At 62.0% G+C, this 13,025-nt stretch carries 9 protein-coding genes; 7 read left to right on the top strand and 2 right to left on the bottom strand.

Translation table 11 applies throughout. The features are described from left to right. The first annotated feature begins 49 nt into the window (after positions 1 to 49). A complete protein-coding gene (locus tag ABIA48_RS03340) occupies positions 50 to 964 on the top strand; it encodes a LysR family transcriptional regulator (RefSeq protein ID WP_429487051.1) in 915 nt (304 codons plus the stop codon). A 120-nt stretch (positions 965 to 1,084) separates the two neighbouring features. Here ABIA48_RS03340 and ABIA48_RS03335 read toward each other — a convergent pair whose 3' ends face one another. After that, positions 1,085 to 2,005, bottom strand: a complete 921-nt coding sequence (locus ABIA48_RS03335) for a LysR family transcriptional regulator (protein WP_310059507.1) — start codon at positions 2,003 to 2,005, stop codon at positions 1,085 to 1,087. Between the two features lie 94 nt (positions 2,006 to 2,099). Between ABIA48_RS03335 and ABIA48_RS03330 the strand changes: the two genes are divergently transcribed. The 5 genes from ABIA48_RS03330 (at position 2,100) to ABIA48_RS03310 (ending at position 10,092) form a co-directional block, all read left to right on the top strand. Further along, positions 2,100 to 2,939: a helix-turn-helix domain-containing protein gene (locus tag ABIA48_RS03330; RefSeq protein ID WP_429487050.1), complete on the top strand. Its 840-nt coding sequence runs from the start codon at positions 2,100 to 2,102 to the stop codon at positions 2,937 to 2,939. 1,087 nt (positions 2,940 to 4,026) lie between these two features. After that, positions 4,027 to 5,853, top strand: a complete 1,827-nt coding sequence (locus tag ABIA48_RS03325) for a DUF1302 domain-containing protein (protein WP_429487049.1) — start codon at positions 4,027 to 4,029, stop codon at positions 5,851 to 5,853. Between the two features lie 11 nt (positions 5,854 to 5,864). Then, positions 5,865 to 7,202: a DUF1329 domain-containing protein gene (locus ABIA48_RS03320; RefSeq protein ID WP_429487048.1), complete on the top strand. Its 1,338-nt coding sequence runs from the start codon at positions 5,865 to 5,867 to the stop codon at positions 7,200 to 7,202. A 158-nt stretch (positions 7,203 to 7,360) separates the two neighbouring features. Continuing rightward, positions 7,361 to 8,710, top strand: a complete 1,350-nt coding sequence (locus ABIA48_RS03315; RefSeq protein ID WP_429487047.1) for a DUF1254 domain-containing protein — start codon at positions 7,361 to 7,363, stop codon at positions 8,708 to 8,710. After that, positions 8,707 to 10,092, top strand: coding sequence for a DUF1254 domain-containing protein (locus ABIA48_RS03310; protein ID WP_429487046.1), 1,386 nt, complete (start codon positions 8,707 to 8,709; stop codon positions 10,090 to 10,092). The genes ABIA48_RS03315 and ABIA48_RS03310 overlap by 4 nt, the downstream gene beginning before the upstream one ends. 153 nt (positions 10,093 to 10,245) lie before the next feature. On the opposite strand, the gene ABIA48_RS03305 is transcribed toward ABIA48_RS03310, so the two are convergent. Next, positions 10,246 to 12,219, bottom strand: a complete 1,974-nt coding sequence (locus tag ABIA48_RS03305; RefSeq protein ID WP_429487045.1) for an alkyl/aryl-sulfatase — start codon at positions 12,217 to 12,219, stop codon at positions 10,246 to 10,248. A gap of 137 nt (positions 12,220 to 12,356) precedes the next feature. Here ABIA48_RS03305 and ABIA48_RS03300 point away from each other — a divergent pair, with 137 nt between their 5' ends. Then, complete coding sequence (locus tag ABIA48_RS03300; RefSeq protein WP_429487044.1) at positions 12,357 to 13,025, top strand: ABC transporter ATP-binding protein; 669 nt, start codon at positions 12,357 to 12,359, stop codon at positions 13,023 to 13,025.

The following is a 13,025-nucleotide window of genomic DNA, read 5'->3' as shown; positions in this document are numbered from 1 at the left end:
GAACACTGGTTAGGCTGCCCGACGTTAAGCGATTTGCCGGAGCAAGACCATGCTTGATTTACGCCAGCTCGATTTGAACCTGTTGCTTGCCTTCGATGCGATTTACCAGCAGCGCAGCGTTACCCGTGCCGCCGAGGTGATGTGCCTGTCGCAACCGGCCATGAGCAATGCACTGCGTCGCCTGCGCGACTTGTGCGGCGACCCGCTGTTCATCAAGAGTCGCCTGGGCGTGACGCCGACACTGGTCGCCCATCGTCTGGCCGACTACGTGCGTGCAGCGCTAGAGTCGTTGCGCGATGGCTTGCGCATGATTCCCGCTGCGCGGCAGAACAATCCGCTGCTGCGTATCAGTTGTCTGGATTGCCTGCAACCGGTGTTGCTCGATGCCTTGCTCGCATCGCCCCACGCCGATTGGCAGGTGCGTTACTTCCAGCCCCGGCGCCGTGACGCCTTGCAGGATCTGGCCAGCGGCAAGCTGGATATCCTGATCGACCTCGATCAACCGCTGGCCGGGCTTGCCGGCCTGCACAAACAGGCTTTGCCCGCCGACCACTACGTGTTCGCCTACGGTGCTGCGCTCAAGGAACCGCCGCGCACCCTGCAGGACTATCTGGAGCAGCCGCAGATTCAGGTGTCCAGCCGCCGTGACGGGCTCAGCCCGGTGGACTTGCAACTTGGCTTGAAGGGCTTGCGTCGGAACGTGGCGATGAGCACCCAAAGCACCCTCGCCGCGAAGCTGATCGCCGACCGTCAGCCGTTCGGCATCAGCCTGCCAAGCCGGGTCGCCAGTGTGCTGGGCTTGCAACAGGTGCCGCTGCCCCTGGACGAACCGGTGGAATTGAAACTGGCGCTGTACATCGAGTCGCGCTATCGCTTCGAGCGTAGCCGCGAGGAGGCAACGCATTGCCTGCTGCGTGCCCTCGGTGAGCCGCGGACATTGCAGTCGTTCGCCCGGCGTGCGTGAAACCCTGTGGGAGCGGGCTTGCTCGCGAAAGCGGTGTGTCATTCACTAATGATGTCGACTGACACGGCCCCTTCGCGAGCAAGCCCGCTCCCACAGGGATTGCGGTGTTGCTGGCATGCCTTAATTCGATGCCAGCAAACGTTTGTCGACCGTCAGCACCGCATCGACCATCGCCAGCGCGGCCGGTGTCAGGGAGTGGCCGGCGCGGCTGACGATGCCGTAGTGCAGTTGCAGGCCGGGATCATCCTTGGGCACATCGGCAAATTCCAGCAGGCGGATCTGGCCCTGATCGACCAGTTCGGCAAGAGCCTCCACGGTGGCGATGCCGACTGCGTCGGAGCGCATGACCACGCGGCGGATGGCATCGAATTGCGCGCACTCAACGCTCGGGTTGAAGTCTGCTTCGCCCTGCACGTCGGCGAGGATCTTGCGGATCATCGGCGGTATCCGCGTGCCGACCACCGCATAGTCGAGCAGGGCGCGCAGGGACAGGTTTTCGCGCTTGGCCAGTGGATGACCGATGCGGCAAAAGAACCGTCCGTTGCGTGGGCGCAGCAGTTGCACCTGATATTGCGGGTCGCCGGTGAAGTAGCGTGCGTCGGCCACCAGAAATTCGATTTGCTGTTCCCGTAGCCACAGCGCCAATTGTTCCCAGTCACCTTGATGGAAACTGATGCGGATCGCCGGATGAGCCTGGATGAATTCCGCCAGTGCCTCGGGCACCAGTAACTGGGCCGGATAGGGACCGCAGCCGAAGCGCAACTCGCCACCGGTCAGGCCGTTGTATTGCGTCAGTTCGTTGTGCAAGGCCTGGCTGCCGGCGAGCAGCCGCCGGGCATGTTGCAGCACCAGTTCACCCTGGCCGGTCAGGCGGAATTCGCGGCTGCTGCGCTCCACCAGCACGCAGTCGAGATCACGTTCCAGGGTCTGGATGCTGCGACTGAAAGCGGGTTGGCTGAGATTGATGGCCTCGGCGGCACGACCGAAATTGCGGTAATCGGCCAGTGCGACAAGGTGGCGGAGTTGGCGTAGATCCATCATGCGTCTCCTGCATTCGGCGAATACTTTTAATGCATTGGATCGATAGCACAGAGGCTGGCATAAGTACACGCCTGTCTTCTCGCCGTAGCTTGCCATGACCAGCCAACCGTTCATTTCCAGCGCCTTCACCCGCACCATTCTCAGCCATGCGCGGCAGTCCGGCCTGTGCCAGGACCAACTGCTGCAACGGTCCGGCATTTGCCTGTCGTTGCTCGACGGGCAGGATTTGCAGGTGCCCGCGCATCTGGTCGAACGCCTGTGGCGTGAATGTGAACGTGCGGGCGCGGGTGCATCGTTTGGCTGCGATCTGGTCAACGGCATGGCCACCACCACGCTACGGGGTTTGAACATTCTGCTGGACTCCGCCGCGACCCTGCGCGCAAGCCTGGCATGCCTCACCGATTTTCTGCCTCGGGTGACCAACTACGTGGTGGCGGAACTGGAGGAGGGTGGCGGGCAGGCTCGCTTGCACTTGCGCAGTGCCGATCAACAGCCACATTTTTTTGGTCTCGATGCGGCGACCCTGACGTTGGTGCGCAACATCGCCCGACGCCTGGGGCGTACCCCGGCCGAGGTGTTCGTCGCCGTCCGCCTGACTCCACAACAAGCGGCCGGGCAGTGGTTGCGCAGTGTCGGTATCGAGGTGCTGGAGGGGGCACATCCGTGTTTGAGCCTGTCAGCGGCTAGTCTCGATGAGCCGTTGCTGGGGGCTAATGCGTTTTTGCATCAGAGCATGTTGCGGCACTGGCAGACCGCGGCGGCGCAACACACCCGTAGCGACAGTCTGGAGCTGGCGCGGCACTGGTTGACGGCGGGGGACCAGCCGATTGAGCGGATTGCCGAGAGGCTGGGGTATCGGCAGCCGAGTAATTTCATTCGGGCGTTCCGCAAGCAGTTCGGGATTACGCCTAAGCAGTTTCGCCTTGGTTTGTAGGGTGTGTACATATCCGTTGCTGCGGTAACGGCGGCTTATGGTTCCGCTCTTACAGCGGGTCACTTTTGGCAAACGCCCCAAAAGTAACCAAAAGGTCTCGCCCCTGACGTATGGCCCCTCGCCAAGGCTCGGGGTTCCTTCGCTCCGGCATTCATCCGGGGGCATCGCCTCCGGTCGGCTTCGCTTCGACCTCCTCTCGATGTGTTCGACTGCGTCGAACGGCGCTGCGCGCCCACCCCCGGATGAACGCCGGAACGAGGCCTGCCGAGGGGGCGGGTGGATCAAGGTCAAGAGCTGCAGGCGAGCTAACGCTCGGCCTGATGAGTGGTGTAGAGCGAAGGTGTACGACGATCTGCTTTTGCTTTTCTGTGGGAGCGGGCTTGCTCGCGAATGCGGTTGATCATTCAACATCTCTGTTGGCTGACACTCCGCTTTCGCGAGCAAGCTCGCTCCCACAGTTGACCAGTGTCAGGCGCAAAATCCATGTACATCCCCGGCTTCCTGTGGGAGCGAGCTTGCTCGCGATGACGGCCTGTCAGCCAACTCAATTCTCACAGGCGAACGAACCCCGCGATCAGGCCGGCCGGTAGGCCGCCTCGCTTTGCTTTTGCGGTGTACGCCCCCTCGTGAGGCCGAGCAAAGGTTCTGCGCAGTGGGCAACCCGGCATGGATGCCGGGTTAGCCGCCCCCGGCCATGGATGGCCGATGGCGGCGGGCCCACGGAGCAGGACCGGAGCGAGGGCATGCCGAGCCACGGCGAGGCACCGAATGTCAGGGGCAAGAGCCCTTTGGTTACTTTGGGGCTTTTCCAAAGTGACCCGCTGTAAGAGCGGAACCATAAGCGGCCGTGACCGCAGCAACGGATATGTACACCCGTAAAAAACATATCGCCCAACACAAAGCCTTCGCGAGCAAGCCTGCTCCCACAAGTAGCCGTTACCGCAGCAACGAATATGTACACCTTCAAAACATAAACCACCCGCCACGCAGCCCCCCGATGATTATTTTTTGTCGGCCATCGCTTGCGTGTCGCGGCCGATAGTTGGGCACCTTGTCCGGGCTGAGCAAACCAGACCGGAGCCTAATAATGATAAAAAAATGCTCGGCCACAGCCGGAGTCCGCCAACGACTTCACCGGCTTGGCCACACCCGCCCGCAACCCCTTGCGCTGGCGATTCTTGCCGTACTCACGGGGCCGGCGTACGCCAGCACATTTGACCTTAACGAAGACTGGAGCCTGTCGACCAAGACCAGCCTGAGCCTGGGCAGCAGCTGGTCGACGCAAAACCCCGACAAAAGCCTGATGACCCGCGCCAACGCCCTGCAGGCCCAGGGTGTGAATGCCAATGGCAGCAGCGTCAGTGCCGACGACAACCGGCTGAACTTCGAGAAGGGCGACCCCATCTCGCAGCTCTTCAAGGGCCTCACCGATTTCAGTCTCGATGGCCAGGGCCAGGGCGCGTTCATTCGCTTCAAATACTGGTACGACCACGCCTATGAAACCGGTAACGGCCGTTTCAAGGATTTCGATGATTCAGGCTGGGACGACCTGTCGAAGTTCAAGGGGTTCGAGGTGCTCGATGCCTATGTCTGGAAAGACTTCCAGGTGGCCGGGCATCCGCTGAGCGTGAAGGTCGGCAACCAGGTGTTGTCCTGGGGTGAGTCGCTGCTGATCCAGAACGGCATCAACGTGATCAACCCGCTCGATGTCTCGGCGTTCAACCGCCCCGGTGTGGAAATCAAGGAAGGCCAGTTGCCGGTGGAGATGGTGTCGTTCAGCTTCGGCCTGACCGACACCACCAACCTCGAAGGTTTCTACCAATACAACTGGCGCCCCAGCGTCCTCGATGGTTGCGGCACCTTCTTCGCCAGCAGCGACGTGATCCAGCCGGGTTGCGGGCCGCTGTTTCTGAGTCAGGTACAGACCGATCAACAGATGCAGGCCGCGGGTTTGTTCGCGACGTCCCGGGGCAACGAATCGCCGTCCGACAACGGCCAGTTCGGCTTCGCCCTGCGCCAGATGATCCCGGCGCTGAACGATGCCGAAGCTGCGATTTACTACATCAACTATCACTCGCGGTTGCCGTATTTCACCATTAATGCCAGGAACACCGCCTTGCCCGGCACCTTTCCCGGTGGCATCCAGGGGCCGAGCTATGCGGCGGCCTTCCCGGAAAACATTCACCTGTACGGCATCAGCCTCAACGGCGTCGAGCCGGTCACCGGGATTTCCCTGGCCGGTGAATTGAGCTACCGGCCGAACATGCCGATCGCGATCAACGCACCCGACGTCAACGTCGCCGTGATTTCCGGGCCGGGGGGCAGTTCCTGGGTGCAGTTGCCGCCCGGCTTCAGCACCACCAATGGCAGCCAGTTCGATGCGTGGGAACGCAAGGGCGTCTGGCAGCTGACCGGTTCGGCCACCCAGGCCATCGACAACGTGCTGGGCGCCACGCGCCTGAGCCTGTTCGGTGAAGCCGGGGTCGTGCACATCGACGATCTCGGCGACGAGCGCCTGGGCCGTAACGCCGCGTTCGGCCGCAGCGCCCCGCGCAACGGCACGCTGTGCAACACCGAGGCCTCCGGCGTCACCAACCAGTACTGCACCGACAAGGGCTTTGCCACCGAGTGGTCGTGGGGTTATCGCCTGCGCGCCAGCCTCGAATACAGCGACGTGTTGCCGGGCATCAACCTGATTCCGGCCATCAACTGGCGGCATGACGTCGAGGGTTTTTCCTACGATCCGCAAGGGCCGTTCCAGGAAGGTCAACAAGCCCTCGGCGTGAGCCTGACCGGCGTCTACATGAACGATTACAGCGTGGAACTGGCTTACAACACGTTCTTCGGTTCCAACGACTACAGCACCCTCGACGACCGCGACTTCGCATCCGTCAGCTTCAAGGCAGACTTCTAAGGAGAATCGTTATGCGTATGCAATTGTGCGTGCTGGCCCTGGCCTGCACCGTCGGCCTGGCTCAGGCCAAAGGCACTGATCCGGCGGCCCTGGGCAAGACCTTGACCCCCATGGGTTCAGAGATGGCAGCCAATGCCGACGGCAGCATTCCGGCCTGGACCGGGGGCCTGGCGAGCAACGCCGGCACGGTCGACAGTAAGGGCGGTTACAGTGATCCGTATGGCGCCGAGAAACCGTTGTTCACGGTGACCGCGAAGAACGTGGCGCAGTACGAGAAGTTTCTCAGTCCCGGGCAAGTCGCGTTGTTCAAGCGCTATCCCGACACTTACAAGATGAACATCTACCCGACGCATCGCAGCGCCAACCTGCCCAAGGATGTGTTGGCAGCGAGCCGCGACAATGTCGCCAAAACCAGCTTGGCCGATGGCGGTAACGGTCTGCATGACTACGCCAGGGGCATCCCGTTTCCACTGCCCACCGAAGGCCTGGAGGTGATGTGGAACCACATGACCCGTTATCGCGGTGGCAGTTACGAGCGCATCAGCAGCGCCGCACTGGTGCGTGAAAACGGTGCCACCAGTTACGTGCGCAACCAGTCGCTGATCAACTTCGCCGACACCGTGGGTGGGCTGGAGCCGGGCTCCAACATCCTGTTCATGTTCAAGAGCCGGGTCCTGGAGCCGGCGCGGTTGTCCGGCGAGGCGGTGCTGGTGCATGAACCGATCGACCAGGTCGCCGAGCCGCGTTCGGCCTGGCAATACCTGCCTGGCCAGCGTCGCGTGCGTCGTGCGCCGATGATCGCCTACGACAACAGCGCCCGTTACAGCAACGGCCTGATCACCGCCGATAACATCGACGGCTACAACGGCGCACCGGACCGTTTCGACTGGAAACTGGTGGGCAAGCAAGAGCTGTTCATCCCTTACAACAGCTACAAGATCGGCAGCCACGACCTCAAGTACGATGCCGTGATCAAGCCCAACCATGTCAACCAGGACCTGGCCCGCTACGAGAAGCACCGCGTGTGGGTGGTGGAAGCGACCCTCAAGCCCGGTGCGCGGCATATCTACGCCAAGCGCCGCTTTTATGTGGACGAGGACAGTTGGCAGATCGCCCAGTCGGATCAGTACGACAGCCGCGGTGAGCTATGGCGCAGCGGTGAACTGCACGCGATTCAACAGTACGACCATGGCTTCACCTACAACGTGCTGGAAACCTCCTATGACCTGATCTCCGGACGCTACTACGCCGGCGGCCTGGCCAACGAAGAGACCGAACCGATGCGCGTGGGCTTCACCGCCAAGACTGACGACTACACCCCGTCGGACCTGCGGCGCTGGGCCAAGTAACCATTCGCCAAGTCACCACAAATCCAATGTGGGAGCGGGCTTGCTCGCGAAGGCGTCGTGTCAGTCGACATCATTAGTGAATGACACACCGCTTTCGCGAGCAAGCCCGCTCCCACAGGGATCTGTGTGTGCCGATGTTTATCTAAAGGAGATCAATCGTGCGCTACTGGATATCGGTTCTGGCCCTGGGCGCAAGCCTGGGCACCGTTCACGCGGCAACCCTCGATCAACCCAAGGCGAAGGCATTGGCCCAGGAGGCCTATGTGTTCGCCTACGCCACGGTCGAGCACGACAAAGTGCTCAGCGCCATCGCCGCGAAGCTGCCGTTCAACCGGCTCTACAGCGAACCGCGCTTGCTCGGCCCGCAGGACAACAAAGTCGTATCGCCGAACAACGACACCTTCTATTCCCGCGCCTTGCTTGATTTGCGCAGCGAACCAATGGTTCTGGAGGTGCCAGCCGTGCAGGGGCGTTACTACAGTTTTCAACTGGTGGACATGCGCACCGACAACCTCGACTACATCGGTACCCGCGCCACGGGTGATCAGGCAGGGCGCTACCTGATTGTCGGGCCGGACTGGAAGGGCGAAGTGCCGTCGGGATTCAGCGCTGTGATTCGCTCACCGAGCCGGCTGGTATTCCTGTTGGGGCGCACCGAGGTCAAAGGCGAAGCGGACCAGAAAGACGCCGCACAAGTGCTGCAGGGCTACGCCTTGCAAGCGCTGTCCACAGTGAGTGGTAGCGCGGTGCCTGAACCGTTGGCGCCGCTGCAACTTCCAGCCTATACGGACACCAAACTGGGTCCGGCGCAGGCGCTGTTCAACACCTTCAACGCACTGGCACCTTTGCATCAATGGACCGCCAGCGAGCAAGAGAAACTGGCTCGTTTCGCCGCCATCGGCGTGAAGCCGGGGAGCGAATTTCAGGCGCCTGCAGACTTGAGCGCAGCCATCGCCCAGGGCGCCGAAGCCGGTCGCGAACAGGTGCGCACGGCTTCGAGCCAGTTGTCGGTGGAACAGCAGGGCTGGTTGCCGTCGCCTTCCAACGTCGGCAAATTCGGCGACGACGACCTGACCCGTGCCGCGGTTGCCTGGCGCTACATCTACGCCAACGATGCAGTGGAAGCGCTGTACCCGATGGCACTGCACGACACCGAGGGACAGCCACTCGACGGTCAACACGCCTATCGCCTGCATTTCCCCGCCGGGCAATTGCCGCCAGTGAATGCGTTCTGGTCGCTGACCTTGTATGACGGCAAAACCCAGTTGCTGGTGGCCAACCCGATCCAGCGTTACGCCTTGGGCGACCGCACCCCTGGTCTACAATATGATGCCGACGGCGGCTTGACCCTGATCCTGCAAGCCGATGCGCCCAAGGCTGCGCCGCAGGGCAACTGGCTGCCGACTCCCGAGGGGCCGTTCAACTTGTTGCTGCGCCTGTACTTGCCAAAAGGTGGGGCGTTGGATGGCAGTTATCGATTGCCGACCATTGCGAGGGTCGAGCCATGAACATGATCTTCAGTCGCCGCCGGGTGTTGGGCAGCATGGGAGTATTGGGAGCAAGCCTGATGTTTCCACGCTGGTTGTTGGCCGCCGGTCCAGATGATCTGCGCACCATTGCCCGGGAGGCATGGATCTATGCCTACCCGATGCTCATGCATTACCAGACGATGGAAAAGCAGGTGCTCGACCCGGCGGCGCCGGAGTACGTCGGCGGCTTCAATCGCTTTCGCCATTACAGCCAGTTGTACACCCCGAACAACCGCGAAATCGTCACGCCGAACAATGACACGCCGTACTCCTGGGCGTGGCTTGACCTGCGCAGCGAGCCGCAGGTGTTGAGTGTGCCGGCCGTGCCTGACGACCGCTATTACGTGCTTCAACTGGTCGACCAGTACACCCACAACTTTGCCTATATCGGCGTGCTCAGCACCGGTCGCGATGCGGGGAATTACCTGATCGCCGGCCCCGACTGGCAAGGCCCGACACCGGACGGCGTCAAGGCCGTGCTGCGCAGTGAAACCGAAATCGTCATGGTGCTTGGGAGAACGGGCCTGAAAAACGCCGAGGACCTGCCAGCGGTGCGTGCCTTGCAGCAGCAATACGGTTTGCGACCGTTGCATGCATACCTCGGCAGTGCACCGCCTGTGGCTGCGCCAGCCATTAACTGGCAACCCTGGGACAGCAAGACCGGATTGGGGCCGGAGTTCATTGCGGCGCTGAATCAGATCCTCAGCCTGTGTCCGACACAACCGTCCGAACAAGCCTTGCGCGCACGATTTGCGCGGATCGGCATCGTGCCGGGTCAGGCTTTCGATGTGACGGCACTGCCGGCGGATGTGCGCCAGGCACTGCTCGCCGGGATTCAGGATGCCCAGGCGCAACTGCAAACCGCAGTGAGCCAGGTACGCACCACCCTCGGCCTGTTCGGCACTCGCGAAGCGCTGAACGGCAATTACCTCAACCGCGCCGTGGCGGCGAATGTCGGCATCTACGGAAACAGCGTGGAAGAGGCCTTCTACACCGGCACCCGCATGGATAATCAGGGGCAACCTTTGCAGGGCGGGCGAAGCTATCGCCTGCGTTTCGCACCGGGTCAATTGCCGCCGGCCAGCGAGTTCTGGTCGCTGACGTTGTATGACTTGCCGGACCGGCAACTGGTGGCCAACCCGATCAATCGCTACAGCCTGAGCAGCCGGGATCGTTTGCAAGTGGACGCGGACGGCGGGTTGACGTTGATCCTGCAGAACACCGCTCCGCCGGAGCAGAGCAACTGGTTGCCGACGCCAGCAAGCGGGGTGTTCACCCTGGTCCTGCGCCTGTATGGACCCGGGCAGCAGGTGGTCAATCAACACTGGCAAATGCCGGTGGTTGAAGTGGTGTCTGAGTAATTCACAATTGCCGTGAACAGCCTGGATCCCTGTGGGAGCGGGCTTGCTCGCGAAGGCGGTGTGTCAGGCAATGACGTGTCGAATCTGATGACCCCTTCGCGAGCAAGCCCGCTCCCACAGAAACTGCATTTACCTGTGGGAGCAAGCCTGGTTTCACGGGGTAACGATATTGAACTGCGGCGCAAAGGTATCGAGGCTGCTCATCAATTCCCCCAGTTTCTTGCCATTGCCTTGAAGCTTGATCAGGCCGTTCTGGATCGCTGTCGGGATATCCAGTTGCTTGAGGCTGATCTGTTCCAGGGTGGCCTTGCTCATGGTTACGCTGGCATCCGCTTGGGCATTGAGGCCGGCACGGTGGGTCAGCACGCCGTTGCGCAGGGTCAGGTTAAAGTCCTTGTTCTGATCCTCGAAGGTCCAGTTCAGGGTCAGGTCATGGCCCACGGCTTTTTCACTGTCCAGACGCACCGCCAGGAAGTCGAAGAACATCTGCGGGCTCATGGCCCGCACCATGTCTACCGACACCGAAGTGCCCGCATGGGGCGGCACGCCGGTGCGCAGTTCCATGGCGCCGGTCAGGTACATGTTGCGCCAGGTGGCGTTTTCACTTTGATAGCCCAATTGCTCCAGCGCCTCGGCCTGGGCTTTGCGCGCATCGCTGTTGTCCGGGTTGGCGAACAGTAACTGATTGCCCAGTTGCGCGGCCCAGCGGTATTCACCCATGGCCATTGCCGCCTGCATTTTTCCCAGTGCTGCCGCGTCGCCGCCCATGGCTTCGATCGTATGTCTGGCGGTCTCTACCGGTGGCAGCGGATTAAGGTTGGCCGGGTTACCGTCATAGAACCCCATGTAACGCTGATACACCGCACGCGTGTTGAAACTCAGCGAGCCGTAGTAGCCTCGGGTGTACCACTTCTGGTCCAGGCTGCCGGGCAGTTTCTTGATTGAATCAGCGATCTCGACTGGCGTCAGGCCCTGGTTCAGCAGGTGCAAGGTACGGTCGTTGAGGAAGGCGTACATGTCGCGCTGGTCGGCGAGGAAGGTGCGGATGCGTTCGCCGCCCCAGGTCGGCCAGTTATGCTGGGCGAACAACACGTCGCTCTTGTCACCGTACCGCGCCAGGCTGTCGTCCAGGTACTCTGCCCAGGCCTTGGCGTCACGCACTTGCGCGCCGCGTGGGGTGAGGATGTTGTGCATCATTTGCGTGGCGTTCTCCGCCATGCACAAGGCGCGCAACTGCGGCAGGTACAGGTTCATTTCCGCCGGCGCCTCGGTGCCCGGGGTCAACTGGAATTCCACGTCGAGGCCGGCGATGGTGCGGGTTTCCAGTTCTTTGTCGATCAGGTCGGTGGGCGGGATCAGGGTGACGGTGCCGCCGCTCGGCGTGCTCTTGCCCAGGCCAGCATCGACCTGGCCTTTTTCGCCACGGGGCAGCAGGCTGCCGAACTGGAACTGCGCACGGCGGCTCATGGCGTTGCCGGCGTAGACGTTCTCGCTCATCACGTGTTCCATGAACCCGGCGGGGGCGAACACCTTGACCTTGCCGGCCTTGACGTCGGCCTCGTCGATGACCCCGCGCACGCCACCGAAGTGGTCGACGTGGGTGTGGCTGTAGATCACCGCCACCACCGGTTTGTGCGGACGGTTCCGGTAGTACAGTTCCAGTGCAGCCTTGGCGGTTTCGGCCATGGTCAGCGGGTCGATGATGATCAGCCCGTCGTCGCCTTCGATGATGGTCATGTTGGCCAGGTCAAGGCCGCGCACCTGATACAGCCGAGGGCTGACTTCGAACAATCCGGCATGGGCGCTGAGTTGGGCCAGGCGCCAGAGGCTCGGGTTGACTGACTCGGGGGCCTGATCCCTGGCGAGGAAGTCATAGGCCTGGATATCCCAGATGACCTTTCCCGAGGCGTCCTTGATCTGGCCCTTGAACGGCGCGATCAAACCTTTCTTGACCGACTCGTAGTCGGTGCGGTCGGTGAATGGCAGTTGTTGCAGGACGGCGGCGTTACTGGCCGTGGTCTGCGGGCTGGCCGCGACCGGTTCGTCGGCGGCAACCACCGATTGCGCAAGGCAGGCAGTGATCAGGCAAGCGAGCAGGCCACGAGGGCTCAAGGTGAAACGAGGCATGGCGTCTCCGTTTTTTATCGTTATGGTTAGACCAGCTTTGAGGGTAGGACGGGGCTCGGGCACGGCGATCATCAGCAACGGACAAAAAGCATTCAGGGCCGCTATTCTTGGACCACGCATATCCAGCAGGTTGACCCATGCTTGAAGTCCACGGCGTTTTCAAAAGCTACGCCACACCGCAAGGGCCGCTACCGGTGCTGCAAGGCGTCGACCTGACGCTCAAGCCCGGCAGCAGCCTGGCGCTGATGGGCGAATCGGGCAGTGGCAAAAGCACGTTGTTGCATCTGATCGCCGGGCTGGACAAGGTCGATCGCGGCAGCATCCGCAGTGGCGAGCATTGCCTGGAACGGATGAATGAAGGGCAACTGGCGAACTGGCGTCGTACGGAAATCGGCCTGGTGTTTCAGCAATTCAACCTGATCGGCAGCCTGCGGGTCGAAGACAATCTGGCGATTCAGGCGCGTCTGGCCGGGCGCCACGACCCACGCTGGCAGGCGCATCTGGTGCGGCGCCTGGGCTTGGGCGAGTTGCTGCGGCGCTACCCGGAGCAACTGTCCGGCGGCCAGCAGCAACGGGTTGCGCTGGGGCGGGCGTTGGCGTCGCGCCCGCAATTGTTGCTGGCCGACGAGCCCACCGGCAGCCTCGATGAAACCACCGGTGTCGAGGTGTTGCAGTTGATGCTGGAATTGCTCGACGACAGCTCCACCAGCCTGTTGATGGTCACCCACAGTTCCGGTGTGGCGGCACGGTTGGCGGAAAAAGCGCTGTTGTGCGGTGGTCGTCTGGCCGTTGCGGACGAGCGCTGA

Source organism: Pseudomonas sp. S30_BP2TU TE3576 (assembly GCF_050436025.1).
GTDB lineage: Bacteria > Pseudomonadota > Gammaproteobacteria > Pseudomonadales > Pseudomonadaceae > Aquipseudomonas.
This window is presented reverse-complemented; position numbering and strand designations above follow the sequence as displayed.

Coding starts and splice junctions, on each gene's coding strand:
- ABIA48_RS03330 (WP_429487050.1), top strand. CDS start 2,100: ATGACCAGCCAACCGTTCATTTCCAGCGCCTTCACCCGCACCATTCTC.
- ABIA48_RS03305 (WP_429487045.1), bottom strand. CDS start 12,219: ATGCCTCGTTTCACCTTGAGCCCTCGTGGCCTGCTCGCTTGCCTGATC.
- ABIA48_RS03310 (WP_429487046.1), top strand. CDS start 8,707: ATGAACATGATCTTCAGTCGCCGCCGGGTGTTGGGCAGCATGGGAGTA.
- ABIA48_RS03320 (WP_429487048.1), top strand. CDS start 5,865: ATGCGTATGCAATTGTGCGTGCTGGCCCTGGCCTGCACCGTCGGCCTG.
- ABIA48_RS03335 (WP_310059507.1), bottom strand. CDS start 2,005: ATGATGGATCTACGCCAACTCCGCCACCTTGTCGCACTGGCCGATTAC.
- ABIA48_RS03340 (WP_429487051.1), top strand. CDS start 50: ATGCTTGATTTACGCCAGCTCGATTTGAACCTGTTGCTTGCCTTCGAT.
- ABIA48_RS03300 (WP_429487044.1), top strand. CDS start 12,357: ATGCTTGAAGTCCACGGCGTTTTCAAAAGCTACGCCACACCGCAAGGG.
- ABIA48_RS03325 (WP_429487049.1), top strand. CDS start 4,027: ATGATAAAAAAATGCTCGGCCACAGCCGGAGTCCGCCAACGACTTCAC.